23 protein-coding genes are annotated in these 25407 nt (G+C 70.8%); 15 read left to right on the forward strand and 8 right to left on the reverse strand.

From position 1 onward, the window contains the following. Positions 1–181 precede the first annotated feature (181 nt). Complete coding sequence (locus AXK60_RS24400) at positions 182–1198, reverse strand: cation diffusion facilitator family transporter (RefSeq protein ID WP_068575095.1); 1017 nt, start codon at positions 1196–1198, stop codon at positions 182–184. A 50-nt stretch (positions 1199–1248) separates the two neighbouring features. On the opposite strand from AXK60_RS24400, the gene mgrA reads away from it, so the two are divergent. The 3 genes from mgrA to AXK60_RS24415 all read left to right on the forward strand — a co-directional run bounded on the left by mgrA (position 1249) and on the right by AXK60_RS24415 (position 4518). Then, entirely contained in the window at positions 1249–2325 is a 1077-nt protein-coding gene (gene mgrA, locus AXK60_RS24405; RefSeq protein ID WP_068575344.1) for an L-glyceraldehyde 3-phosphate reductase, read from the forward strand. Beyond that, positions 2322–2990, forward strand: coding sequence for a TetR/AcrR family transcriptional regulator (locus tag AXK60_RS26690; RefSeq protein WP_175400101.1), 669 nt, complete (start codon positions 2322–2324; stop codon positions 2988–2990). The genes mgrA and AXK60_RS26690 overlap by 4 nt, the downstream gene beginning before the upstream one ends. A gap of 112 nt (positions 2991–3102) precedes the next feature. Further along, positions 3103–4518, forward strand: coding sequence for an NAD(P)/FAD-dependent oxidoreductase (locus AXK60_RS24415; protein WP_068575097.1), 1416 nt, complete (start codon positions 3103–3105; stop codon positions 4516–4518). Here the strand turns inward: AXK60_RS24415 and AXK60_RS24420 are convergent, their stop codons facing one another. Then, a complete protein-coding gene (locus AXK60_RS24420; RefSeq protein WP_068575098.1) occupies positions 4519–4716 on the reverse strand; it encodes a hypothetical protein in 198 nt (65 codons plus the stop codon). It abuts the gene before it with no gap. Between the two features lie 196 nt (positions 4717–4912). On the opposite strand from AXK60_RS24420, the gene typA reads away from it, so the two are divergent. From typA to AXK60_RS27470, 7 genes are all read left to right on the forward strand, one after another. Further along, on the forward strand, positions 4913–6820 hold the full coding sequence (gene typA / locus AXK60_RS24425) for a translational GTPase TypA (RefSeq protein WP_068575099.1): 1908 nt from the start codon (positions 4913–4915) through the stop codon (positions 6818–6820). Between the two features lie 102 nt (positions 6821–6922). Beyond that, entirely contained in the window at positions 6923–8776 is a 1854-nt protein-coding gene (locus tag AXK60_RS24430; protein ID WP_068575100.1) for an ABC transporter family substrate-binding protein, read from the forward strand. Then, the gene (gene mshB, locus AXK60_RS24435; protein ID WP_068575101.1) at positions 8773–9690 is read left to right on the forward strand and encodes an N-acetyl-1-D-myo-inositol-2-amino-2-deoxy-alpha-D-glucopyranoside deacetylase; all 918 of its coding nucleotides are present in this window, start codon (positions 8773–8775) and stop codon (positions 9688–9690) included. Before AXK60_RS24430 ends, mshB begins: the two co-directional genes overlap by 4 nt. After that, a complete protein-coding gene (locus AXK60_RS24440; RefSeq protein ID WP_068575102.1) occupies positions 9690–10040 on the forward strand; it encodes a hypothetical protein in 351 nt (116 codons plus the stop codon). The genes mshB and AXK60_RS24440 overlap by 1 nt, the downstream gene beginning before the upstream one ends. Continuing rightward, the gene (locus AXK60_RS24445; RefSeq protein WP_068575103.1) at positions 10037–12628 is read left to right on the forward strand and encodes a bifunctional FO biosynthesis protein CofGH; all 2592 of its coding nucleotides are present in this window, start codon (positions 10037–10039) and stop codon (positions 12626–12628) included. The genes AXK60_RS24440 and AXK60_RS24445 overlap by 4 nt, the downstream gene beginning before the upstream one ends. Further along, positions 12625–13389 (forward strand): hypothetical protein, encoded by a 765-nt coding sequence (locus tag AXK60_RS24450; RefSeq protein ID WP_068575104.1) that lies wholly within the window; start codon positions 12625–12627, stop codon positions 13387–13389. Before AXK60_RS24445 ends, AXK60_RS24450 begins: the two co-directional genes overlap by 4 nt. Before the next feature lie 23 nt (positions 13390–13412). Then, a complete protein-coding gene (locus AXK60_RS27470) occupies positions 13413–13682 on the forward strand; it encodes a Uma2 family endonuclease (protein ID WP_425315232.1) in 270 nt (89 codons plus the stop codon). 185 nt (positions 13683–13867) lie between these two features. On the opposite strand, the gene AXK60_RS24455 is transcribed toward AXK60_RS27470, so the two are convergent. Beyond that, entirely contained in the window at positions 13868–15082 is a 1215-nt protein-coding gene (locus AXK60_RS24455) for a NupC/NupG family nucleoside CNT transporter (protein WP_068575105.1), read from the reverse strand. A gap of 108 nt (positions 15083–15190) precedes the next feature. Between AXK60_RS24455 and fdxA the strand changes: the two genes are divergently transcribed. After that, a complete protein-coding gene (fdxA, locus tag AXK60_RS24460) occupies positions 15191–15517 on the forward strand; it encodes a ferredoxin (protein ID WP_068575106.1) in 327 nt (108 codons plus the stop codon). Between the two features lie 13 nt (positions 15518–15530). Further along, positions 15531–16631: a succinyldiaminopimelate transaminase gene (dapC, locus tag AXK60_RS24465; RefSeq protein ID WP_068575107.1), complete on the forward strand. Its 1101-nt coding sequence runs from the start codon at positions 15531–15533 to the stop codon at positions 16629–16631. A gap of 6 nt (positions 16632–16637) precedes the next feature. Here dapC and AXK60_RS24470 read toward each other — a convergent pair whose 3' ends face one another. From AXK60_RS24470 to AXK60_RS24490, 5 genes are all read right to left on the reverse strand, one after another. Continuing rightward, positions 16638–17444 carry an alpha/beta fold hydrolase gene (locus AXK60_RS24470; protein ID WP_068575108.1) on the reverse strand — a complete coding sequence of 269 codons (807 nt, stop codon included), beginning with the start codon at positions 17442–17444 and terminating at the stop codon, positions 16638–16640. Further along, positions 17437–17727, reverse strand: a complete 291-nt coding sequence (gene catC, locus AXK60_RS24475; RefSeq protein WP_068575109.1) for a muconolactone Delta-isomerase — start codon at positions 17725–17727, stop codon at positions 17437–17439. The genes AXK60_RS24470 and catC overlap by 8 nt, the downstream gene beginning before the upstream one ends. Further along, positions 17727–18587, reverse strand: a complete 861-nt coding sequence (gene catA / locus AXK60_RS24480) for a catechol 1,2-dioxygenase (RefSeq protein ID WP_068575110.1) — start codon at positions 18585–18587, stop codon at positions 17727–17729. Before catA ends, catC begins: the two co-directional genes overlap by 1 nt. A 67-nt stretch (positions 18588–18654) precedes the next feature. Further along, on the reverse strand, positions 18655–19758 hold the full coding sequence (locus tag AXK60_RS24485; protein ID WP_068575345.1) for a mandelate racemase/muconate lactonizing enzyme family protein: 1104 nt from the start codon (positions 19756–19758) through the stop codon (positions 18655–18657). 5 nt (positions 19759–19763) lie between these two features. Next, complete coding sequence (locus AXK60_RS24490) at positions 19764–20669, reverse strand: LysR family transcriptional regulator (protein WP_068575111.1); 906 nt, start codon at positions 20667–20669, stop codon at positions 19764–19766. A gap of 207 nt (positions 20670–20876) precedes the next feature. Between AXK60_RS24490 and benA the strand changes: the two genes are divergently transcribed. Genes benA through benC form a run of 3 tightly spaced genes read left to right on the forward strand, consistent with a single transcriptional unit; the run spans position 20877 to position 25384 of the window. Beyond that, positions 20877–22253, forward strand: a complete 1377-nt coding sequence (gene benA, locus AXK60_RS24495) for a benzoate 1,2-dioxygenase large subunit (protein WP_068575112.1) — start codon at positions 20877–20879, stop codon at positions 22251–22253. Continuing rightward, positions 22250–22807 (forward strand): benzoate 1,2-dioxygenase small subunit, encoded by a 558-nt coding sequence (gene benB, locus AXK60_RS24500; protein WP_082778233.1) that lies wholly within the window; start codon positions 22250–22252, stop codon positions 22805–22807. The genes benA and benB overlap by 4 nt, the downstream gene beginning before the upstream one ends. Positions 22808–22828: 21 nt before the next feature. Then, complete coding sequence (benC, locus tag AXK60_RS24505; RefSeq protein ID WP_068575113.1) at positions 22829–25384, forward strand: benzoate 1,2-dioxygenase electron transfer component BenC; 2556 nt, start codon at positions 22829–22831, stop codon at positions 25382–25384. Positions 25385–25407: the final 23 nt, after the last annotated feature.

Here is a 25407-nt window from a genome sequence, read left to right on the forward strand (position 1 = left end):
GATCGGCCGTGGGGACCGTGGGAGAACCGGGCGCGGAGATTCTCTACACGAGAGGAAGCGCAGCGTTACGCGGACCACTGCACCTCGGGTGCGGTCGGCGGCACCAGCTACTTCGTGGTGGATCTACCATCACTCTGAGCTTCAGCGGGAGTGAGTTCCGAGTCGACGCTCCGGTCGAGGATCAGGGCCGGGGTGCGCTGCCGGGGAGGTACCAGTCGGGCAGGGGACCGGGGCGCAGGGTCGTCGCGTCGCCGGGCCGGGTGAGGGTGAAGACGGCGCGCTGGATGCGCGGGATGCGATCCATGTCGTCCGCGATCGTGGCGAGCCGCGCCGCGACCTGGGACTCCGGCAGGTCGCCCTCAAGGTCGACGGCGGCGACGAGGAACAGTCGATCGGCACCGACCCACTCCATGTGCAGGAAACTCACCTGCTTGATGTCCGGGTGCGCGAGCAGAGCCTCCAGCATCCGGTTGCGGGCGAGCGGCGTCGCCTCCTCGCCGGTGAGGAAGTCCATGTTGCGCCGGATCAGGAAGATCGCGACGAAGCCGAGCAGGATCCCGACGGCGATCGACCCGATCGCGTCCCACACCGCGTTCCCGGTGATCTGGTGCAGGGCAAGCGCACTGGCGGCGATCACGATGCCGATCAGCGCGCTGAGGTCCTCCGCGAACACTGAGCGCAGCACCGGGTTGGACGTGATCCGCACGTAGCGCAACGGATGCATCATGCGCTCCTCCGCGCCGGCCCTGGTCTGCCGCAGCGCCTGTAGGAACGACGTGCCCTCGAGGACGAACGCGATGGCGAGCACCGTGTAGGCCCAGCCGTAGTCCGAGGTCTCCTCGGGCGCGGCCATGGCGGAGATGCCGTGCCACACCGACACCGCCGCGCCGACACTGAACAGGCCGAACGCCGCGAACATCGACCACACGTAGCCGGAGCGGCCGTACCCGAACGGGTGGGTCGGGTCCGCCGGCTTCGCGGCGCGCCGCGCGCCGATGAGCAGGAAGACCTCGTTGCCCGTATCGGCCCACGAGTGCGCGGCCTCGGCGACCATCGCCGCCGACCCGGTGACCACCGCCGCGACCGACTTCGCCACCGCGATCAGCACGTTGGCGCCGAACGCGATGAGCACCGTCAGCAGGCTCTCGTCCTGGGACTCGCCCTGCGGAGCCGGCCCGTCCTGCGCGTCGTCACTCATGCTGCCGATCGTAGGCCCGCGGGCGACGCGCGCCGGGCATGATGGTGGTCATGGGTGCATTCGATCCGTACGTCGCCGCCGACCGCCGTTACGAGGGCGTTCCGTACCGTCGCGTGGGGGAGTCCGGGCTCAAGCTCCCGGCGGTCTCGCTCGGCCTGTGGCACAACTTCGGCGACGACAAGCCGCTGCAGACCCAGCGCGACATCCTGCGCCGGGCGTTCGACCTCGGCGTGAACCACTTCGACCTGGCGAACAACTACGGGCCGCCGCCCGGCAGCGCCGAGCGGAACTTCGGCACCCTGCTCGCCGAGGACTTCCGCCCCTACCGCGACGAGCTGATCATCTCGTCGAAGGCGGGCTGGGACATGTGGCCGGGACCGTACGGCTTCGGCGGATCGCGCAAGTACCTACTCGCCTCGCTGGACCAGTCGCTGCAGCGCATGGGGCTCGACTACGTGGACGTCTTCTACAGTCACCGGCCGGATCCCGAGACGCCGCTCGAGGAGATCATGGGCGCACTGCACCACGCCGTGACCTCGGGAAGGGCGCTGTACGTGGGCATCTCGTCGTACGGCGCGTCGCTCACCGCCCGCGCGCAGGAGATCATGCGCGACCTCGGCACACCGCTGCTCATCCACCAGCCGTCCTACTCGATGCTCAATCGCTGGGTCGAGCGCGGCGAGGAGACGCCGCAGGGCACTGCGAGCCGGTCGCTGCTCGAGACCACCGCCGCCGAGGGGATGGGCGTGATCGCCTTCTCCCCGCTCGCGCAGGGCCTCCTCACGAATCGCTACCTCGGTGGCGTGCCGGAGGACTCGCGCGCAGCCGCCGGAAAGAGCCTCTCCGGTGGGATGCTGTCGGAGGAGAACCTCGCGCGGGTGCGCGGCCTCGCCGAGCTCGCGGCCGCGCGTGGGCAGACGCTGGCGCAGATGGCGATCGCGTGGGTGCTGCGCGCGCCGGCCGTGACCTCCGCGCTCATCGGTGCGTCCAGTGTGGCGCAGCTCGAGGACAGCGTCGGTGCGGTGGCGAACCTCGACTTCTCCGATGCGGAGCTCGCCGCGATCGACGAGTTCGCCGTGGACGGTGGCGTGAACATCTGGTGGGGCGCCACCGAATCGACACCGTGACCGGGGCGGCATCGGGCTCGGGAACGGGCACCGTCGGGCGGGTGTACGCGGGTGCCGACGCGCGGACGCGGCACGCCGAGCGGCTCGCGCGCCTGGAGGACGCGGGGCTGGAGCTCTTCGCGACCGCGGGCTATCAGCAGACGACGGTGGCCGCGATCTGCGAGCTCGCCAGGGTCTCGCGCCGGCACTTCTACGAGCAGTTCGGCGATCGGGAGGCGCTGCTGCGACACCTGTACGACGGCGTGCAGGCGCGGGGACGCGCAGCCGTCGCGGCTGCGTTGGTCGACGGTGCCTCCGGCGCCGGCCCCGAGGCCGTGCGGGACCTGGTGTCCCGCGGTCTGGCCGCGTACATCGACGCGGTGCTCGCCGATCCCCGCGGCCTGCGGGTCGCGTTCGTCGAGGTGGTGAGTGTGAGCGCGGAGCTCGAGCGGTTCCGGATGGACAATCGCGCGGGGTGGGCCGCGATGGTGCGGGCCGCAGCCGAGGAGGCCGGCGTGCACGCGGCCGCGCCGTGGGCGTACGCCGCGTTCATCCCGTCGGTCAACGAGTTCCTCATGGCCTGGTGGCAGCACTCCGACGACCATTCCGACCCCGCCGAACTGGTGAACGTCCTGACGTCCGTCCTGACGGACCTGCTGGTGGGCGCACCGTCGGACAGGAATTGACGGCGGTCCTCGCCGGCTGGGCTGCGCACCTGCGCTCGAAAACGCCCTTCTCGGTGCGAACGGGACGGAGGCGGGCTTTACTTGAGGCGCCCGCCCACCATCCGGAGGAACCATGACCGTTGCACCGTGGCCCGCGCAGTCCGGAAACCGCCGACGACAGCACGTCGTCATCGTCGGATCCGGATTCGGAGGCCTGACGGCCGCCCAATCGCTCAAGAACGTCGACGTCGACGTCACCCTGATCGCGAAGACCACGAGCCATCTGTTCCAGCCTCTCCTGTACCAGGTGGCCACCGGCATCCTGTCCGAGGGCGAGATCGCGCCGAGCACGCGCCTCGTCCTGCGTGACCAGGACAACGTCCGGGTGGTGCTGGGCGAGGTCGAGGATGTGAACCTCGCGGCGAAGACCGTGACCTCGAAGCTGATGACGATGGAGACGGTCACTCCGTTCGACAGCGTGATCGTGGCGGCGGGCGCGCAGCAGTCCTACTTCGGGAACGATCATTTCGCGATGTTCGCGCCCGGCATGAAGACCATCGACGACGCACTCGAGCTGCGCGGTCGCATCCTGGGCGCGTTCGAGGCCGCGGAGGTGTCGACGGACGAGGCCGAGCGCCGTCGGCGACTGACCTTCGTGGTCGTCGGTGCCGGACCGACGGGCGTCGAGCTCGCGGGGCAGATCGCCGAGCTGGCGCAGCGCACCCTCGTGGGCGCGTTCCGCACGATCAATCCGTCGGACTGCCGGGTGATCCTGCTCGATGCGGCGCCCGCCGTGCTTCCGCCGATGGGGCCGAAGCTCGGGAAGAAGGTGCAGGCCAGCCTCGAGGAGCTCGGGGTGGAGGTGCAGCTGAACGCCATGGTCTCGGAGGTCGACTACCAGGGGCTGACCGTCAAGGAGAAGGACGGCACCGAGCGGAGGATCGAGAGCGCGTGCAAGGTGTGGTCGGCGGGCGTGCAGGGCAACCCGCTGGGGAAGCTGATCGCGGATCAGGTGGACGGTGTCGAGGTCGATCGCGCGGGCCGTGTCGTCGTCGAGCCCGACCTGACGGTCAAGGGGCACCCGTACGCCTTCGTCATCGGCGACCTGATGTTCGTCAAGGGCGTCCCGGGCATGGCGCAGGGCGCGATCCAGGGCGCCAAGTACGTGACGAAGCTCATCAAGGAGTCACTCGAGGGCCGCGACGACCCGGCGAACCGGAAGCCTTTCAAGTACTTCGACAAGGGCAGCATGGCCACGGTGTCGCGGTTCGACGCCGTGGTCAAGGTCGGGAGGATCGAGTTCGGCGGGTTCATCGCCTGGCTGATGTGGCTCGCGCTGCACCTGGTGTACCTCGTCGGCTTCAAGAACCGGTTCAGCACGCTCCTCACCTGGCTCATCACCTTCTCCAGCCACAGCCGCGGCCAGATGGCGATCACCAGCCAGATGGTCTACGCGCGGTTGGCCATGCACCAGCTCCAGGCGAAGCAGGGAGAGCTGGCCGCCGTCGAGGAGGCGGAGCGGGCCGAGCGCGCCGAGGATTCGGCGTAGCTATGCCGCGCGGGTGCGATTCGGGTTGTCGCGCACGGTCTTCAGGGACTTCTTGAGGTCCTTCTTGGAGGCGCCGTCCGCGGCCAGGCGGTTGAGCTTGTGGATGACCACGGGGCACTTCATGCACCGCGTCTTCTTGCGGCAGCACTTCTTCTTGGGCTTGCTGCCCACGAGTTCGTGCGCCTTGGTCTTACTCACCTCAATAGGTTAGCGCAACCTAATGAGGAGTTGTCAATCGTCACACCGCCCGCGCACGATTCGGGCCGGACCGCCTGTTCCCCCTAAACTGGTATCGACCAGGCGTGTCCGCACGTCCCTTTTTCGTGTCCGCGAGACGCGTTCCGTCACGACGGAGCCGCCCGTGTGCGCGGACGCCAACCGCAGGAGAACCCTTGTGAGCCAGCCCAGCTTCCGCAACGTCGCCATCGTCGCGCACGTCGACCACGGGAAGACCACCCTCGTCGATGCCATGCTGCGGCAGTCCGGCGCCTTCGGTGAGCGCGCCGAGCTCGTCGACCGCGTGATGGACTCGGGCGACCTCGAGAAGGAGAAGGGCATCACGATCCTGGCGAAGAACACGGCCGTGCACCGTGTGAACGCCGACGGCACCACCACCGTCATCAACGTGATCGACACCCCCGGCCACGCCGACTTCGGCGGCGAGGTCGAGCGCGGCCTGTCGATGGTCGACGGCGTCGTCCTGCTCGTGGACGCCTCCGAGGGCCCGCTGCCCCAGACCCGCTTCGTGCTGCGCAAGGCGCTCGCCGCCTCGCTGCCCGTGATCCTGGTGGTCAACAAGACCGACCGTCCGGACGCCCGCATCGAGGAGGTCGTCACCGAGGCGCAGGACCTGCTGCTCGACCTCGCGTCCGATCTGTCCGACGAGGCGGCCGAGGCTGCCGAGCTGGCGCTCGGGCTCCCCGTGATCTACGCCTCGGGCCGCGAGGGCAAGGCGTCGACCACCGCGCCCGCCAACGGCGAGGTGCCGGACGCGGAGAACCTCGACGAGCTGTTCGAGATCCTGCACGACCACATCCCCGCCCCCAAGGGCGATGCCGCCGCGCCGCTGCAGGCCCACGTGACCAACCTCGACGCGTCGGCCTTCCTCGGTCGCCTCGCCCTGGTCCGCATCCACAACGGCACCCTGCGCAAGGGCCAGAACGTCGCCTGGATGCGCGAGGTCGACGGCGAGCCCGTCGTCACGACCGCCAAGGTCACCGAGCTGCTGGCCACCGATGGCGTCGAGCGCAAGCCCGCCGAGGAGGCCGTCGCCGGCGACATCGTGGCCGTCGCGGGCTTCCCCGAGATCATGATCGGCGACACCCTCGCCGACCTCGACAACCCCGTCGCGCTGCCGCGCATCACCGTCGACCAGCCGGCCATCTCGGTCACCATCGGCACCAACACGTCGCCGCTGGTCGGCAAGGTTTCCGGCCACAAGCTGACCGCCCGCATGGTCAAGTCGCGCCTCGACTCCGAGCTCATCGGCAACGTCTCGCTCAAGGTCCTCGACATCGGCCGGCCCGACGCGTGGGAGGTGCAGGGCCGTGGCGAGCTGGCGCTGGCGATCCTCGTCGAGCAGATGCGGCGCGAGGGCTTCGAGCTGACCGTCGGCAAGCCGCAGGTGGTCACGCAGAAGATCGACGGCAAGGTCCACGAGCCCTACGAGCACCTCACCGTCGACGTGCCCGAGGAGTACCTCGGCTCGGTCACCCAGCTGCTCGCGAACCGTCGCGGCCGCATGGAGACCATGGCCAACCAGGGCACCGGCTGGGTCCGCATGGAGTTCGTCGTGCCCTCGCGCGGCCTCATCGGCTTCCGCACGGACTTCCTCACCGAGACCCGCGGTACCGGCATCGCCAACGCCGTCTTCCACGAGTACGCGCCGTGGGCCGGCGAGATCCGCGCCCGCCACACCGGCTCGCTCGTCTCGGACCGCCAGGGCAGCGTGACCCCGTTCGCCATGATCCAGCTGGCCGACCGCGGCACCTTCTTCGTCGAGCCCGGCGCCGAGACCTACGAGGGCATGGTCGTGGGCATCAACCCGCGCGCCGAGGACCTCGACATCAACGTCACCAAGGAGAAGAAGCTGACCAACATGCGTCAGTCCTCCGCCGACGTGATGGAGACCCTCGCCAAGCCCATCAAGCTCGAGCTCGAGGCGGCGATGGAGTTCTGCGCCGGCGACGAGTGCGTCGAGGTCACGCCCGAGGTCGTCCGGGTGCGTAAGGTGCACCTGAACGCCACCGAGCGCGCCCGCGAGCGGTCGCGCGCCAAGTCGCGGGACCAGTCCGCGGGCTAGGCCCGAGGGCCGACGCCCCGGAGCGGATCCGGGGCGGGTGGCGGTGACACGGCCCGACGGTGACCGGTCGGGCGGGAACGACAGCGAGCGGTAGGAGGCGCGGTGCGGCGGAGGTCCCTGGGGCTGGCGGTGTCGTCGGCCGTCCTGGCGGCGACCCTCACCGCGTGCGTCGCGGACCCGCCGCCGGCGGTCCCCGGTTCGGAGACCTCCGCGCCGCCGCAGGTGCCCACCACGACCGGCGCCACCGTGCAGGTCGCGATCGACGGTCTGGGGGCCGGGTTCAACCCGCATCTGGCGTCGAACTCGTCCGCCGCGGCGCGGGCGCTCGCGGCGATGACGCTGCCCAGCGTGTTCCGCGAGGCCAAGGCCCCGGACGGGCGGGTCGTGCTGGCGCAGAACACCGATCTCATCCCGACCATCGAGCACCCGGCGCCGCTCCAGATCGCCTACACCATCCGGCAGGACGCCCAGTGGTCCGACGGTGCGCCGATCGCGGCCGAGGACTTCGTCTACCTGTGGCAGTCGATGATCACCGCCCCGGACACCGTCGGCTCGGCGCCCTACCGGCAGATCGAATCGGTGGCGTCCGGCGCCGGCGGCAAGCGGGTGATCGTCACGCTCAAGGCGCCCCTGCCGGGGTGGCGCACGCTGTTCCAGAACCTCCTCCCCAGCCACCTCATCAAGGGCTCACCAGGCGGCTTCAACGGCGCGATGCGCGAGAAGATCCCGGCGTCCGGCGCGGGCTATCTGGTCAAGAAGGTCGACGTCGCGCGGGACGAGGTGACCCTCGAGCGGAACGACCGCTACTGGATGAAGCCCGCCCTGGTGGACCGCATCGTGCTGCGCAAGGGCGGCAGCGACACGCAGCTCGCCAACTCGGTGCGCACCGGCGACGTCCAGGTCGTCTCGGTCCACGGCGGACCGTCGCTGCTGGCCCAGCTGACCTCGATCTACCAGGTCCGCGCGGTCGAACAGGTCGACCCGCGCGTGCTGTCCCTGACACTGAACACCCGCTCGAAGTTCCTCACCGATGTCGCGGTGCGGCGCGCCCTGCTCGATGCGGTCAACGTCGACCTGCTCACCACGGTCGGCTCCGGTGGCGACACGGTCCGGCCCGCCCGCGCGCAGGTGCTGGCACCGTCGGACCCGGGATACGCGCCGACGATGCCGACCCGGCCCCCGGCGGCCGAGGCCAAGGCCAAGCTGGAGACGGCGCTCGCGGCGGCGGGCTATTCGCTGCAGACCGCGCCCATCCCGCCGAGCCAGAGCGTGCCGCCCACGCCGCCCCCGCCCGCGAACACCACGGCGCCGTCCACGAGCACGGATCCGTCGGCGTTGCCGGTGCCGCCGTCCCCGTCGCCGGGGGAGAGCGTGCAGCAGTACGTGCGCGACGGGGTGCCGATGTTCCTGCGGATCGGCGTGCCGCAGGGCAATGTCCCCGCGTTCGCGGTGGCCAGCAATGCCACCGATCAGTTGCGCGCGATGGGCGTCTTCGCGTCCGTCGTCGCGCTCGACCCGCAGGTGGTGGCCGGGACGGCACTGCTCGACGGGGCCGTCGACGCGGTCGTCGGCTGGTCGGGGACCGGCCCGACGCCCGTCGAGCGGTTCGCGGCCCGGGTCGCGTGCCCCGCGCCGCCCTCGGAGGATTCCGGGCGGACCGGTACCACGACTCCCGCCGCGCCGAATCCGGAGAACGACCCCGCCGCGACCACTGTCGGCGGCAACCTGGCCGGCCTGTGCGACGCCGAGCTGCAGGGCGAGGCGCAGGTGGGCCTGCGCGGCGGCACCGTCGACCTCGGCGCGATCGACGCCGACCTGTGGTCCCGGGCCACGGTCCTGCCGATCCTGCAGGACGTCACGCTCTCGGCCGTGGGCCCGACGGTGCAGGGGGTCACCCTCGAGGGGCCGCCGCAGGACGGCGTGTTCAGCGGCGTCGAAGGGTGGGCCCGGAAGTGACGGCACCCGACGCGGTACCGCGCCGGCTGCTGCTGGTGCATGCGCATCCCGACGACGAGACCATCACCACCGGCGGCACGATCGCCCGCTACCTGGCGCAAGGAACCGAGGTCACGGTGGTGACCTGCACGTTGGGCGACGAGGGCGAGGTCATGGAGCCCCGGTTCGCGGAGCTGACGTCCGACAACGCCGACCAGCTGGGCGGGTACCGGATCGGCGAGCTGACCGCGGCGCTCGCGGCGCTCAGCGACCCGGCCGGGCCCGTGCTGCGGCCGCTGTTCCTGGGCGGCATGGGGCGCTGGCGCGACTCCGGCATGGCGGGGACCCCGGCGGCGGAGCACCCGCGCGCCTTCGCGACCGCCGTCGCGTCCGGGCGGCCCGACGGTGGGCCGGTGGCGGCGCTCGTGCGGATCCTCCGGGACCGGCGTCCGCAGGTCGTGGTGACCTATGACGAGGTCGGCGGCTACGGCCACCCCGACCACATCGCCGCGCACGCCGTGACGCACGCGGCGATCGAGGTGGCGGCGGACCCGTCCCTGCCGGGCGAACCGTGGCGGGTCGCGAAGCTGTACTGGACCGTGACGGCGCGCGGAGACCTGGACGCCGGGCTCGATGCTCTGCGCGGCGCGGAGCTACCCGCGGACTGGCGCGTGGCCGCCGCAAATGAGTTGCCCGCCCACGACGACGCCGCGGTCACCGCCCGGATCGACGTGTCCGCCGTCGCGGAGCGTAAGGCGGCCGCGCTCCGGGCGCACGAGACGCAACTGGCGGTGGACCCGACGGGGGCCGCGTTCGCCCTCACCAACCGGATCGCGCAGCCCGTGTTCCGCGAGGAGGCCTTCGTGCTCGCCCGCGGCGTCGCGGCGCCGGGGCCGGACGGTGTCGAGCGCGACCTGTTCGCGGGGATCGCCTGATGGCACCGCTGGACCGCGCGCTGCTCGGCGTGGCGGTGCTCGGCGGCGCCGTCTGCGCAGTGGGGGCCACGATGTACCTGTACGCCTACGCGGGGTCTGTGCCGCTGCCCCTGTCGGCGGTGGTGTTCGGTGCGTTCCTGTCGCTGATCTCGGTCGCGGCGCGCCGACTCGGGGGAGAGTCCTTCCACGCTGCGCTTCCCGTGATCGCATTCCTGGTGGTGATCGTCGCGTTCCTGCTGGGTGGGCCCGGGAACAGCACCGTCTTCTACGACTGGCGGCTGCTGCTCGTCGTGGTTTGTGGAATCGGGATGCCGGTCGCTGCGGGATACCTGGCATCATCGAAAGAGTGACGGACGCTTCTGAGCAGACCCCCGCTCTCCTCCCGGTGCCCTCGGTGCCGAAACGAGCGGCGGAGCCGTACGTGCCGACGGCGTCGGCGATGCGCCGCGCCCTGCGCCGGGCACGCGACGGCGCCGTGCTCAACGTCGACGAGGCCCAGGTCCTCCTCGCCGCCCGCGGCGACGACCTGGACGACCTCTGCCGCTCCGCCGCGCGGGTGCGCGATGCGGGTCTGCTCGAGGCCGGGCTGACGGGGGCCGACGGTACGCCGCAGGTCACCTACAGCAAGAAGGTCTTCATCCCGATCACGCGGCTGTGCCGCGACAAGTGCCACTACTGCACCTTCGTGACGGTGCCGGGCAAGCTGGCTGCCGAGGGCCACGGCGCCTACATGGAGCCCGACGAGATCCTCGAGGTGGCGCGCCGCGGTGCCGAGCTCGGCTGCCACGAGGCCCTGTTCACCCTGGGCGACCGGCCGGAGGACCGCTGGGAGGCGGCGCGGACCTGGCTCGACGAACGCGGCTACGACTCCACCCTGGACTACGTGCGCGCCATGGCGATCCGCGTGCTGGAGGAGACGGGCCTGCTCCCGCACCTCAACCCGGGCGTCATGAGCTGGGAGGAGCTCTCGCGGCTCAAGCCCGTCGCACCGTCGATGGGGATGATGCTCGAGACCACCTCCGAGCGGCTGTTCACCGAGAAGGGACAGCCGCACTACGGCTCGCCCGACAAGGACCCCGCGGTGCGGCTGCGCACGCTGACGGACGCCGGCCGGCTGTCGGTGCCGTTCACGACGGGGCTGCTCATCGGCATCGGCGAGAACGAGCGCGAGCGCGCCGAATCGATCATGGCCATCCGCAAGGTGCACAAGGCCTTCGGCCACGTGCAGGAGGTCATCATCCAGAACTTCCGCGCCAAGCCCGATACCGCGATGCGGTCGGCCCTGGATGCGGACCTCGAGGTCTACCGCGCGGCGATCGCCGTGACCCGGATGGTGCTGGGCCCCGCGATGCGCGTGCAGGCACCGCCGAACCTCGTCTCCGCGGACGAGTGCCGGCTGTTGCTCGAGGCGGGTGTGGACGACTGGGGCGGCGTTTCGCCGGTCACCCCGGACCACGTCAATCCCGAGCGCCCGTGGCCCGACCTCGACGCGCTGGCGCAGATCACGGCGGATGCGGGATTCGAACTGCGGCAGCGGCTCACGGCGCAGCCCAAGTACGTGCGCGCGGGCAACCCGTGGATCGACCCCCGGGTCGCGCCCCACGTCGCCGCACTCGCGGACCCGGGCACCGGCCTCGCCGACGCGGGCGCGATCCCCGTCGGGCTGCCCTGGCAGGAGCCGGACGAGGAGTGGGCGTCGTCGGGCCGCACCGATCTCAACACCGCGATCGACATCGACGGCCGGAACACCGACACCCGTTCCGACCTCGGTTCGGCGTTCGGCGACTGGGAGTCGGTGCGCGAGCAGGTGCTGTCGCTGTCGGCGCCGGAGAAGGTCGAGTCCGATGTGCTCTCGGCCCTGCGTGCGGCCGAGAAGGATCCCGGCGGCCTGTCCGACGACCAGTACCGGGCGCTCGCGTACGCCGATGACGCCGGCCTGGAAGCCCTGGTGGCGCTGGCGGATCAGCTCCGCAAGGACGCCGTCGGTGACGTGGTGACCTACGTGGTCAACCGGAACATCAACTTCACCAACATCTGTTACACCGGCTGCCGGTTCTGCGCCTTCGCGCAGCGCAAGGGCGACGCCGACGCCTTCACGTTGTCGATGAAGGAGGTCGCCGACCGCGCCGAGGAGGCGTGGCAGGTGGGCGCCACCGAGGTCTGCATGCAGGGCGGCATCGACCCGGACCTGCCCGCCACGGGCTACGCCGACCTGGTGCGTGCCGTCAAGGATCGGGTGCCCGGGATGCACGTGCACGCCTTCAGTCCGATGGAGATCGTCAACGGTGCCGCCCACTCGGGGGAGTCGGTGCGGGACTGGCTGATCGGGCTCCGTGAGGCGGGCCTGGACACGATCCCCGGTACCGCCGCGGAGATCCTCGACGACGAGGTGCGGTGGGTGCTCACCAAGGGCAAGCTGCCCACCTCCGCGTGGATCGACGTGGTCACCACGGCGCACGAGGTGGGCATCCGCTCCAGCTCGACGATGATGTACGGCCACGTCGACAACCCGTCGCACTGGGTCACGCACCTGAACGTCTTGCGTGACATCCAGGACCGCACAGGCGGTTTCACCGAATTCGTGCCGCTGCCCTTCGTGCACCAGAGCGCCCCGCTGTATCTCGCGGGCGCGGCGCGGCCGGGGCCGACCAAGCGCGACAACCGCGCCGTGCACGCGCTGGCGCGGGTCATGCTGCACGGCCGGATCGACCACGTCCAGACCTCGTGGGTGAAGCTGGGCACGGCGGGCACGCAGGCGATGCTGCAGGGCGGCGCGAACGACCTGGGTGGCACGCTGATGGAGGAGACGATCTCGCGGATGGCGGGCTCGGCGCACGGATCGGAGAAGACGGTGGCGGAGTTGCACGCGATCGCGAACGGGATCGGGCGTCCGGCGCGGGAACGCACCACCACCCATGCGCAGCGGGGTGCCGCGTGAACGCGCTGGAGCCGCGCGGCGGTGCCGTGACGGGCGAGGTGACCGACCTGGAGCTCGCGCGCACCGTCGGGGTGTTCGTGGCGGTGGCCCGTCCGGCGGTGGCCGGGGCGCGGTTCGTCTCGACGCTCGCCGGCCTGACGCCGATCCCGGTGGTCAACGACTATTTCAAGCGCGATGCGAACGGTCGCTCCCGGTGGTGGGTGATCCCCGTCGGCGCGGTGTCGACGGTGGCGGTGGCCTGGCCGGGCGCGCTCGGCATCGTCGCGCGCCTGCTGCCGGTGCAGACCTACCTGGGGTTCGCCAACCAGACCGTCGTGGTCGTCGGCGTCGCGGGGGAGCACGGCGTCGATCAGGTGCCGGAGCAGATCGACCTCGTCGCGCGGGTGCTCTCGCGCCGGCAGATCGACTCCCGCGCGCTGCTGGGCGACCGGCCCGGCTTCCAGGACCTCGTTCCCGTGCGGGCGACCGCCGACAAGGCGCGCAGCGGCGTCTTCTCCGCGTTCGGCGCGGTCCGCGACGTGCTGCACACCGTGAAGTCCGCGCGCTCGGCGCTGGAATCCCGCCCGCGTCCCGGCGGCGTCTTCGACACGATGAGCAAGCTGCCCGTCGTCGGCGCGGTGGCCGGGTACCTGGGCGAGTTCGCGACGCTGCGCGTCGTCGAGGCCCGCGCGTCCGACGGTGCCAAGATCCTCGGTCTGGAGGCCGTGTTCGCCGGCACCGCCGTGACCGGCGACAAGCCGGACCCCGACCGGGAGAACTGACCCCAGCGCGTGTCTTGGTGGTAGTGCGGGACCGTCCAGGTGATGAGGTCGCTGCCGACGAGGTGATCATCGTGGTGGAGATCCTCGCGCCCGGCACGCGGCTGCTCGATCGCGTCACCAAGCGGAGCGAGTACGCGACTGCGGGCATCCCGCACTACTGGATCGTCGACCTCGACGCCGGCCCGAGCATCGAGCCCTCACCCTCCGCGACGGGTCCTACGAAGGCTCAATCTACACAAGTGAATTCGAGGCCACGGCGCCGTTCAATCTCACGATGGACCCGACCGCACTGACCTGACGAGGGACGGGCGAGAGCCGACTGACGAGGGACGGGCGAGGGCAACGCCGTCGAGCGCATCGGAGTCCGCGAGCCGCCAGGCGAGTGGACGAGGTCTAAGCGAGCGGCGATGCCCTCGCCCGGCCCGGCGCACCCCGGAGCCCACTCGGCCCACCCGGCCCGGCGCGCACCGTCGGGAAACTACGAGATAAGGCCGACGACGGTGGCGGAGATGAACGAGACCAGGGTCGCGCCGTAGAGCAGCTTGAGGCCGAACTTGGCGATCTGGTCGCCCTGTTCGGGCGCCAGGGATTTCGCGGCACCGGCGATGATGCCGATCGAGCTGAAGTTGGCGAAGGAGACCAGGAAGGTCTGCACGATCGCGGTGGCGCGATCGCTCATCACCACGGCACCGCCGGGGTTCTGCGGGGTGAAGGACAGCATGGCCACGAACTCGTTGCTCACGAGCTTGGTGGCCATGATCTGGCCGGCGGTGGACGCCTCGCTCCAGGGCACGCCGGTGAGCCAGGCCAGGGGCGCGAAGACGTGCCCCAGGACCTCCTGGAAGGTGATGCCGAAGATCCCGTCGAAGATTCCGTTGATGAGGGCCAGGAGCGCGACGAAGCCGATCAGCATGGCGGCCACCGTGAGCGCGACCTTCGCGCCGTCCATGATGTACTCGCCGAGCATCTCGAAGAAGGACTGCTTCTTCTGCTCGGGGGCGGCGAAGACGTCGTCCTCGGGCGCGACCTCGTAGGGGTTGAGGAGCGAGACGACGATGAACGCGCCGAACAGGTTCAGCACGATCGCGGCGACGACGTACTTCGGCTGGATCATCACCATGTACGAGCCGACGATCGACATCGACACCGTCGACATCGCCGAGGCGGACAGCGTGTAGAGCCGGTTCGGCGGCAGCGTCGGCAGGATCTTCTTGATCGCGATGAAGTTCTCGGACTGGCCGATGATCGCGGAGCTCACCGAGTTGAAGGACTCCAGCTTCGGCATGCCCGTGATCTTCGACAGCGCGAGGCCGAGGTACTTGATGATCAGCGGCAGCAGCTTGATGAACTGCAGGATGCCGATGAGCGAGGAGATCACGATGATCGGCAGCAGCACGTTCATGAAGAACGGGCCGGCGCCGTCGGGGTTCGCCTTGAAGTCGACCAGGCCGCCGAAGACGAACGAGGTGCCCTCGTGCGCGTACCCGAGCAGGTTCTTGAAGCCCCGTGAGAGCCAGTCGATCACGGACTTGCCGACGGGCGTCTTCAGCATGATCAGCCCCAGCACGAACTGGATGGCGAGCATGCCCAGGATGTAGGGCGCCTTCTTCTTCAGAAGGGCTGTGTTCCGCGTGGGCAGGTACGCGAGGAACAGGAAGACGAGCAATCCGAACACACCGACGATTACGTGCACGAGTGAATGAAATCACACCCCGGCAAGTTAGGCGACACTTCTTTGTGACACGTTCCCGCCGACCGGAATACTGTGCAGTGGAAGCAGTCGGTGCGAAGGAGATGACAGGTGACGTACACCATCGCAGAGCCCTGTGTGGATGTGCTCGACAAGGCATGTATCGAGGAGTGCCCCGTCGACTGTATCTACGAGGGCAACCGGATGCTGTACATCCAGCCCGACGAGTGCGTGGACTGCGGTGCCTGCGAGCCGGTGTGCCCGGTCGAGGCGATCTTCTACGAGGACGACGTGCCGGACGAGTGGGCCGAGTACGTGAGCGCGAACATCGATTTCTTCAACGAGATCGGTTCGCCCGGCGGCGCCGCCAAGCAGGGGAAGATCGATTACGACCACCCCTTCATCAAGGCGCTTCCGCCCATGAACACCGAGCACTGACGGGACTGAGCGCATGAGTCGTCCGTCGCTCGCCTCGCGGCTGCCGGACTTCCCGTGGGACACCCTCGCGGACGCGAAGGCCAAGGCCGCGGCGCATCCGGGGGGCATCGTCGACCTGTCGGTGGGCACGCCCGTCGACCCGGTCGCCGAGCCGATCCGCCGGGCCCTGTACGAAGGTTCCGCGTTCCCCGGCTACCCGGCCACGATCGGCACCGTCGGGCTGCGGGAGGCTGCCGCGGCGGCGCTGAGCCGCAGGTACGGGACCGTCGACCTGCCGGAGAACGCGATCCTGCCCGTGATCGGGACCAAGGAGGCGATCGCGCAGCTGCCGACGCAGCTGGCGCTCGGCGCGGGCGACGTGGTCGTCATCCCGGAGGTCGCCTACCCCACCTACGAGGTGGGTGCCCTGCTGGCCGGGGCGCGGCCGGTGCGGGCCGACGGTACCGCCCAGCTCGGCCCGGAGCGGCCCGCGCTGGTGTTCGTGAACTCGCCGTCGAACCCGACCGGCAAGGTCCTGGGTGTCGACCACCTGCGCAAGGTGGTGCAGTGGGCGCGCGAGCGCGGCGCGATCGTCGCCTCCGACGAGTGCTACCTGGGCCTGGCCTGGGAGGCCGAGCCGGTCTCGATCCTCGATCCGCGGGTGTCCGACGGCGACCTCACCGGGCTCATCGCGATCCACTCGCTGTCGAAGACCTCGAACCTGGCCTCGTACCGCGCGGGATTCCTCGCGGGCGACCCGGCGCTCGTCGCCGACCTCGCGGCCGTGCGCAAGCACGCGGGCGCGATCCTGCCTTTCCCGGTGCAGGCCGCGATGACCTACGCGCTGTCGGTCGACGAGCACGAGGCGGAGCAGCGCGCCCGCTACGCCGCCCGCCGAGCGGTGCTGCTGGACGCGGTCCGCGGCGCGGGATTCACCGTGGACCACTCCGAGGCCGGCCTGTACCTGTGGTCGACCCGCGGCGAGCCCTGCCGCGACACCGTCGACTGGCTCGCCGCGCGCGGCATCCTGGCCGCGCCCGGTGAGTTCTACGGCCCGCAGGGCGCGCAGCACGTCCGCATCGCGATGACCGCGACCGACGAGCGGATCGCCGCCGCCGCCGAGCGCCTGGCCTGACGGGGCTCAGCCGTCCCGGAGGAGGGCGAGCAGGAGCGCGTCGAAGAGGTCGGGCGTCTCCAGCGACGGACTGTGTCCCGTGCTCGGGAGCACGTGCAGGTCGACGGTGCCGAGCGCGGCGGCGAGCCCCGCGCCCAGGACGCCGCCGTCGAAGACGTCCTCCGCACCCACCACGACGCACGCGGCCCCCTCGAACGCACCGGCGACCGCGGTGAGATCACGCCGCCCGGCCCGCCCGCGCAGGGCGGCGGCGGCCCCGAAGGACGGCGCCGCGGCGATCATGGCGCGCGCGGCGTCGCACACCGCGGGCCGCGTCGCGACCGTCGTCGGCCCGAGGACGGCCGGCAGGAACTCCTCCCCGTAGGCGACGGTGCCCTCGGCCTCCAGCCGGTCGGCGAGCGCGAGCCGTCCGACGCGGACGTCAGGGGTGTCGAGGCCGGCGAAGGTGTCGCTGAGCAGGAGGTGCGAGAGCCGCGGGCCGGCGCGGTCGGCGATCTCCAGCGCCACTTGCCCGCCCATCGAGTACCCGAGGGCCGCGAACCGGTCGACGTCGAGCGCGTCGAGCACGTCGAGGGCGGACTCGGCGTGGTGATGCAGCGGGATCTCGCCGCCGGCCCGTGCGGGCGCGCTGTCACCGAACCCGAGGAGGTCGACCGCGACGCCCCGGAATCCGGCGCCCGCGAGCGTCGCGAGCTGGGGCGCCCACATGTCCCGGGAGAGCAGGAAGCCGTGCAGCAGCAGCACCGTCGGGCCGTCGCCCGCCGTCGTGACGCCGACGGGTCCGTGCCGCGTCCCGAGGATCCGCTCAGCCACCGAACGCGACGTCCGACGGGTGGCCGGCGAGAGGAGTGACGTCCACGGTCATCCACTTGAACAGCGGAAGGCCCCAGAGGATCTCGTGCAGCCGCTCGTTGTCGGCGACGTCGAAGACGGAGATGTTGGAGTACTGGCCCACGATGCGCCAGATGTGCACCCACTCGCCGCCGCGTTGCAGCGCCTGGCTGTAGGCCTTCTCGGTCGCGATGGTCTCGGCGCGGACTGCCGGGTCCACGTCGTCGGGGATGGCGACGTCCATGCGCACCGCGTACAGCGCCATCAGCGGGTCTCCGGGTCGAGCACGAAGTCGTAGACCACGGTCTCGCCGTTGCCGTCCGCGGCGGGCTGCGGATCGAGCACCAGCTCGGGCTTGACGGCCGAGGCGATGTCGTCGTCGTTGTGCGCATCGCCGGGGAAGTAGAGCTGAGCGGTCAGCAGGTCCTTCCCGGGGGCGGACACTTTGAGGTGCAGGTGGGCGGGACGCCAGGCGTGCCAGCCGGCCGCGGAGATGAGCTTGCCGCAGGAGCCGTCGGTCGGGATCATGTACGGCGCCGGCCGGACGGTGTTGATCTCGAACCGGCCCTCGTCGTCGGCGATGACGGTGCCGCGCAGGTTCCACTCCGGGAGCCCCGGAGCGTACTGCGAGTAGAAGCCGTGCGCGTCGGCGTGCCAGATCTCGACCGCGGCGCCGGGCAGGGGCGCACCGTCGAGATCGCGGACCTGGCCCGTGAACAGCAGCGGCGTGCCCGCCTCGTCGTCGCGCTGCGGCAGAGTGCCCTTGCCGTTCTCGCTGACCACGGGCGCGTCGGGCACGTAGTACGGGCCCTCGATGGTCCCCTTGTTGCCCTTGTGGTGTGCATTGTTGACGTCCTCGACGACGTGCTCGATCCACACGTCCAGGAACAGTGGCCATTCCCCGTCCTGGCCGACCCCGATCATCCACGACTTGAGGGCGTCGTACTCGGGGTAGGTCACCTTGTGGCGCCGGATCACGTCGTGCACGGCGGTGAGCACCTCGGTCGCGAGCTGCGAGACGCGCTCCGGCGGGGTGCCGGCCGCGCCGCCCTGCTTGTTCATGAACGCGGCGGTGGCTCCGGCTCCGGAATCGGCGGCCTTGGCATCGAATTCGGTGGTGGTCATGATGTTCTCCTCGGGTGGGCTGATACTGCGGTTCGGCTGATCGGGGTGGTGCGGGGCGTGGACGGGGTCATCCGTCGAGCCGGTAGTGCGCGAGCTTGTCGGGGTCGACGGTGACCCCGATGCCCGGTCCGGCCGGGACGGCCAGCTCGCCGTCGACGATGCGCAGCGGCTCGGTGAGCAGGTCGTCGGCCATGTCCAGGAAGTTGGACAGCTCGCCGGCCCGGGCGCTGGTGGCGGCGTGGGCGGCGCCGAACGCAACGGTGCAGGCGGTGCCGAGCTGGCCGTCGATCTGGTTGCCCATCACGACCTCCACGCCGAGGCCGGTGGCGAGGTGCAGGATCTCCTGCGAGCCGGTGAATCCCGTGCGGGCGGTCTTGATGGAGACGGCGGTGGCGCCGCCGCCGAGCAACTCGCGGGTGACCTCCGCGGGGGTGGTGACGGATTCGTCGCCGACGAACGGGATGCGGCAGTTCGCCACCAGCCGCCGCCGGCCGAGCACGTCGTCGGCGGGGCAGAGTTCCTCGGCGAGGGTGAGGCCCGCGTCGGCGAGCATGTCGAGGGCGCGCAGCGACTCCGACGGCGTCCAGCCGCGGTTGCCGTCGATGTACAGCTCGGCCTTGTCGCCCAAGGTGTTCCGTAGGGCGCGGACCACGTCGACGTCGAGGTCGACGGGGCGGCGCCCGACCTTCACCTTGAACGTGGTGATGCCGTAGCGGTCCCGGATGGCGGAGGCCTCCTGTGCCATCGCGGCGGGGGCGTCGAAGCCGAGCATGTGGCACACCCGCATCCGGTCGGTGAAGCCGCCGAGGGCGCGACTGACGGACGTGCCCCACGCCTGCGCGAGCACGTCCCACACCGCCATGTCCACGGCCGCCTTCGCCGCGGGATTGCCGACGGTGCGGTGCATCCGGACGTGCAGGACCGAGCGCCGGTCCGCGTCGAGCCCGACGAGGTGCGGGGCGAAGATCCCGTCGATCACGGCGACGATCCCGGCCTGGGTCTCGCCGTAGGTGAAGGGCCGCGGCGGGGCGTCGGCGTGGCCGACGAGGCCGCCCGCGGTGCGTACTCGGACCAGCACGTGATCGGCGTGGCTGACCTCGCCGGAGGCGAATTTCAGCGGTTTGACGTAGGGGATCCGGTACGGGATCGCCTCGATGGCGGTGATGCGCAGGTCGGTCATGCCGCGGTCTCCCGATCGTCGGTGAGGTCGGTCCCGCCCAGTGCCTCGAGGACGCGGGCGAGCAGAGGCGAGTCGTCGGCGGCGCGCCACGCGAGGGCGAGCTCGACGCTCTCTGTGGCGGGCAGGTCGACGAAGTGCACGCCCGGGAGCTGGATGGAGCTTGCGGTGCGGGGGACCAGGGCGATCCCGAGCCCCGCCGCGACGAGCGCGAGCAGGGTGGAGGTCTGCGACACCTGGTGCGCGCGGCGCGGGGTGAAGCCCGCGGCGGCGCAGGTCCGGACCACGGCACCGTCGACGACGGAACCGGTGTCGGCCGGGTAGGTCACGAAGGCCTCGTCCTGGAGGTCGGCGACGGTGACCTCGGGGTCGCCGTCGAAGCGGTGCCCCTGGGGGAGGGCGAGGATCAGCGGCTCCGCGAAGAGGACGCGGTGCGCGATGCCCTCGACGGCGACGGGGGTGCGCAGGAGCGCCAGGTCGAGCCGGCCGTCGGTGAGGGCGGCGGCCTGCAGCGGCGTGAGCATCTCGGTGTCGATGGTGAGCTCGACGTCCGGGAGTGCCGCCTTCACGCGGCGCACCACCCGGGGGAGTACGCCGTACGAGGCGGAGCCGGTGACGCCGACGCGCAGGACGCCGCTCGCGCCCTGCCCGATCAGGCGGGCGCGGCCGACGGCGCCGTCGAGCTCGGCGAGGATGCGCCGGACCTCGCCGGCGAAGACCCGGCCGGCTTCGGTGAGCTCCACCTGCCGGGTGGTGCGTGCGAAGAGCGGGGTGCCGACGGAGTCCTCGAGCTGCCGGACGGTGCGCGACAGGGCCGGTCCGGCGATGTGCAGCCCGTCCGCGGCGCGGCCGAAGTGCTCGGTCTGCGCGACGGCGAGGAACTGGCGGAGGTGCCGCAGCTCCATGATGTCCTCCTGCCGATGTCGATGTGATCTGCATCTCACGGTAAGGGGATCGATTGGGAAAGACCAGGACCTATTTCAACCTGATTAGTGCCCAGGATGCGAGAAAGACACCCTAGTGGGTTGCTAGCGATATGCCCGGCGCGCGGAAGGCGTGCCGCGCGCGACGGTGATGGGGATCACAGCCAGCCAGCCGACCGGAGGTCCCCGATGACCGTCACCGACCCCTCGCCCACCCCGTCCGCGGACGTGCTCGACCGCGCGATCGACGAGCGCCCCGCGGACGGCGTCTACCGGGTGAACCGCAACATCTTCACCGACGAGGAGACCTTCGAACTGGAGATGAAATACATCTTCGAGGGCAACTGGGTGTACCTCGCGCACGAGAGTCAGGTGCCCGAGCCGGGCGACTACTACACCACGTACATCGGCCGGCAGCCCGTGGTGATCACGCGCGGCGCCGACGGCGAGCTGAACCTCCTCATCAACGCCTGCGCGCATCGCGGCGCCATGCTGTGCCGCAAGAAGACCGACAACCGCAAGACCCTGACCTGCCCGTTCCACGACTGGACCTTCCGCAACGACGGCAGGCTGCTCAAAGTCAAGGACCCCGACGGTGCCGGCTACCCCGCCCAGTTCGACCAGGAGGGCAGCCACGATCTGACGAAGGTGGCGAAGTTCGGGAACTACCGAGGCTTCCTGTTCGGCTCGCTGAACCCGGACGTGCTCTCGTTGGAGGATCACCTCGGCGACACCACGACGATCATCGACATGCTGGTGGATCAGTCGCCCGACGGGCTCGAGGTGCTCCGCGGCGCGTCCACCTACACCTATGACGGCAACTGGAAGGTGCAGGCGGAGAACGGCGCCGACGGCTACCACGTGACCGCGACCCACTGGAACTACGCGGCCACCACCAGCCGCCGCAACACGGGCGACTCGGGCAACACCACCAAGACCCTGGACGCCGGGCAGTGGGGCAAATCGGGCGGCGGCTACTGGTCGTACCCGAACGGGCATCTGTGCCTGTGGACCTGGGCCGGCAACCCGCAGGACCGCCCGCTCTGGGACCGGATGGACTCCCTCAAGAAGCAGTTCGGGGAGGCCAAGGGCGACTTCATGGTCCGCGGCTCCCGCAACCTGTGCCTGTATCCGAACGTGTACCTGATGGACCAGTTCTCCACGCAGATCCGGCACTTCCGCCCCATCAGCGTGGACAAGACCGAGGTCACCATCTACTGCATCGCCCCGAAGGGGGAGTCGAAGGAGAACCGCTCCTGGCGGATCCGCCAGTACGAGGACTTCTTCAACGCCTCGGGCATGGCGACGCCGGACGACCTCGAGGAGTTCCGCAGCTGCCAGAAGACCTTCCTCGCGACCGCGTCCCAGTGGAACGACATGAGCCGCGGCGCGGAGCACTGGCTCACCGGACCGGACGAGGTGGCGAACGTGCTCGGCATGACCGGGGTCGTCTCCTCGGGCGTGAAGAACGAGGACGAGGGCCTGTATCCCGTGCAGCACAAGTACTGGCAGGAAGCCCTCCAGACCGGCCTCGCCGCCGACGCCGCGAAGGGGATCGTGCGATGAGCGCCCCGACCGTCCCGACCGTCCCGACCGCCCCGTCGACCTCCGCCGCCGTGACCGGATCGCGCGCCGTCGACCAGCACGTCATCGAGCAGTTCCTGTACCGCGAGGCGCGCCACCTCGACGACCGCGAGTTCGAGAAGTGGCTCGACTGTTACGCCGACGACTGCGAGTTCTGGATGCCCGCCTGGGCGGACGACGACAGGCTCACAGAGGACCCGCAGACCGAGATCTCGCTGGTGTACTACCCGGACAAGGGCGGCCTCACGGACCGCGTCTTCCGGATCCGCACCGAGCGCTCCTCCGCCACCTCGCTGCCGGAGCCGCGCACCAGCCACAACATCACCAACGTCGAGGTGATCGAGCGCCGCGGCGACCTGGTGGACGTCCGGTTCAACTGGCACACCATGTACTTCCGGTACGACACCGTCGACCCGTACTACGGCACCACCCTGGCGACGCTCGACTTCTCGGGGGAGCAACCGCTGTTCCGCCGGAAGACGGTGGTGCTCAAGAACGATTACATCCACCACGTCGTCGACATCTACCACGTCTGAACGGGCGGAAGGGATCTCATCATGGCGCATCAGGTGGCACTGGCCTTCGAGGACGGGGTGACCCGGTTCATCTCGGTCGACCCGGGCCAGACGGTGGCGGACGCCTCGTACCGACAGCGGATCAACATCCCGCTCGACTGCCGCGACGGGGCCTGCGGAACGTGCAAGGCCCGCTGCGAATCCGGGAGCTACGACGGCGGGACCTATGTCGAGGACGCGCTCACCGCCGCCGAGGCGGAGCAGGGCTACTGCCTGCCGTGCTCCATGTCGCCGACCTCGGACCTGGTGCTGCAGATCGCCAGCACCTCGGCGGTGGCGAAGACGCAGGTGGGCGAGTTCGCCGCGACGGTGACCGGCCTGGATCGCCTCACCCCGAGCACCGTCGGGCTGCGGCTGCGCGCCGACGAGCGGGACCGCCTGGCCTTTCTACCCGGGCAGTACGTCAACATCGCCGTCCCCGGATCGGGGGTCGACGGTGCGCCCGACGCCGAGCGGTCCTACTCCTTCGCCTCGCACCCCGACGACGAGGGACTGGAGTTCCTGGTCAAGCTCATCCCCGGCGGCGGCGCGATGTCGGACTGGCTCACCGGCCGGGCGGCCGTCGGCGACCGGGTGACCTTCCGGGGGCCGCTCGGCTCGTTCTTCCTCCGCGAGGCCGATCGCCCGGCTCTGTTGGTCGCCGGCGGCACGGGGCTCGCCCCGATGCTGTCGATGCTGCGGTCCATGCGCACCCGCGACCCGGGGCGCACCGTCCAACTGCTCTACGGTGTCTCGCAGGACCGGGATGTCACGCAGCTCGACGTGCTGGCCCAGCTCCGGGAGGACCTGTCCGCCTTCGATTTCGAGCACTGCGTCTCCGCCGCCGACAGCACCGCCGCGCATCGCGGGCACGTGACCGACATCCTCCGTACCGCGCACCTGCACGGCGGTGATGTCGCCGTGTACCTGTGCGGTCCGCCGCCCATGATCGAGGGTTTCCGCGCGGAACTGGACCGCCTCGGCATCACGCCGACGGGGTTCTACTACGAGAAGTTCCTGCCCGCCGTCGCCGCGGCACCCGCACCCGTCGCGGAGGCTCCCGCCGCCGAAGTGCCTGCCCCCGCACCCCCGCCCGCCGCGCCGGTCCGCGAGGAGGTCGTCGTCTCGGCACCGACCTCGGGCGTGCTGTCCTTCGACGGCCTGCTCGTCGACGCCGGGGGCTCCCTCGTGGAGAACCCGGACGCTCGCGGTCTCGCCGGACAACCGCTGCTGGCCGCACGCGACCTGCAGCCGGTCACGGCGCCGCCCGAGCGCGATGTCGCGGACGGCTACGAGATCGGCGAGGAGCACCCCGACATCCGTAAGTCGGACGCCGTGTTCGAGGCCCGCAAGGCGTTGGAGCTGGGCGCGCTGGAACTGATCCTGGGGCGGCTGAGCTCGCCCCAGCTCGCCGGTTACCGTCTGCTCGCGGAGGCGACGGTGCCCTACCTCGACGGCGACCGGCTCACCGACTCCGCCGGCTACACCGAGGCCAACGCCGCCTTCCACGACTACCTGTTCACCCTCACCGGCAACGAGCACCTCCTCGCCGCGTACCAGCGCCTCGGCGTCCGCAACCACATGGACGCGACCCTGCGCAGCGCGACGTGGATCCACCCGCGGTGCGCGCAGGACCACCTCGACATCGTCGAGGCGATCGCCGCCGGCGACAGGGAGACGGCGCGGACCCTGGTCGCCGACCATGCCGAGCGGTCCATGGAGACCACCCGCCGAGCGATGCACGAGCAGGAGGTGGCCCGCACGCCGGCGTTCGTGCATCCCGGCCGGTTCGCCGGGAAGGTCGTCGTGGTGACGGGGGCCGCGCAGGGGATCGGCGAGCGCGTCGCCCGCCGGGTGCACGCGGAGGGCGGTGCGGTGCTGCTCGTCGACCGCTCCGACCTGGTCAGGGAGCTCGCGGACGAGCTCACGCGGCACGGGGCGGAGGCGCTCGCCGCCGTGGCCGACCTCGAATCGCTCACCGGCGCACAGGACGTCGCCGCGCAGGCGCTCGAGCGCTTCGGCCGGATCGACGTGCTGGTCAACAACGTGGGCGGGGCGATGTGGTTCAAGCCCTTCACCGAGTTCACCGAGGCCCAGATCGGCGCGGAGGTCACCCGCTCGTTGCTGACCACGCTGTTCTCCTGCCGCGCCGTGCTGCCGTCGATGCAGCGCCGCGGGCACGGCGTCATCGTCAACGTCTCGTCCGTCGCGACCCGAGGCGTGCACCGCGTGCCCTACTCGGCGGCGAAGGGCGGCGTCAACGCCCTCACCGCCTCACTCGCGATGGAGTACGCCGACAGCGGGATCCGCGTGGTGGCGTCCGCGCCCGGCGGCACGGAGGCGCCGCCGCGGCGCATCCCGCGGGACGGCGACGTCCCCGAGACCGATGCCGAGCGGGCCTGGTTCCAGGCGCACATCGACCAGACGCTGGAGTCGAGCCTGATGCACCGGTACGGGACGCTCGACGAGCAGGCCGCCGTGATCTGCTTCCTCGCCAGCGACGAGGCCGGCTACCTCACCGGCTCGGTGCTCCCCGTCGGCGGCGGGGATCTCGGCTGAACCGCCGCCTCGCGGCCCCGCCG

Origin of the sequence: Tsukamurella pseudospumae, from assembly GCF_001575195.1 — a bacterium.
Classification (GTDB): Bacteria; Actinomycetota; Actinomycetes; order Mycobacteriales; family Mycobacteriaceae; genus Tsukamurella; species Tsukamurella pseudospumae.

What these genes read in the sequence shown, in the direction of transcription:
- mgrA (WP_068575344.1), top strand. Translation starts at nt 1,249, where the DNA reads ATGGGTGCATTCGATCCGTACGTCGCCGCCGACCGCCGTTACGAGGGC.
- AXK60_RS24490 (WP_068575111.1), bottom strand. Translation starts at nt 20,669, where the DNA reads ATGGAGCTGCGGCACCTCCGCCAGTTCCTCGCCGTCGCGCAGACCGAG.
- dapC (WP_068575107.1), top strand. Translation starts at nt 15,531, where the DNA reads ATGAGTCGTCCGTCGCTCGCCTCGCGGCTGCCGGACTTCCCGTGGGAC.
- benB (WP_082778233.1), top strand. Translation starts at nt 22,250, where the DNA reads ATGAGCGCCCCGACCGTCCCGACCGTCCCGACCGCCCCGTCGACCTCC.
- AXK60_RS24415 (WP_068575097.1), top strand. Translation starts at nt 3,103, where the DNA reads ATGACCGTTGCACCGTGGCCCGCGCAGTCCGGAAACCGCCGACGACAG.
- benC (WP_068575113.1), top strand. Translation starts at nt 22,829, where the DNA reads ATGGCGCATCAGGTGGCACTGGCCTTCGAGGACGGGGTGACCCGGTTC.
- catC (WP_068575109.1), bottom strand. Translation starts at nt 17,727, where the DNA reads ATGGCGCTGTACGCGGTGCGCATGGACGTCGCCATCCCCGACGACGTG.
- AXK60_RS24400 (WP_068575095.1), bottom strand. Translation starts at nt 1,198, where the DNA reads ATGAGTGACGACGCGCAGGACGGGCCGGCTCCGCAGGGCGAGTCCCAG.
- AXK60_RS24440 (WP_068575102.1), top strand. Translation starts at nt 9,690, where the DNA reads ATGGCACCGCTGGACCGCGCGCTGCTCGGCGTGGCGGTGCTCGGCGGC.
- catA (WP_068575110.1), bottom strand. Translation starts at nt 18,587, where the DNA reads ATGACCACCACCGAATTCGATGCCAAGGCCGCCGATTCCGGAGCCGGA.
- benA (WP_068575112.1), top strand. Translation starts at nt 20,877, where the DNA reads ATGACCGTCACCGACCCCTCGCCCACCCCGTCCGCGGACGTGCTCGAC.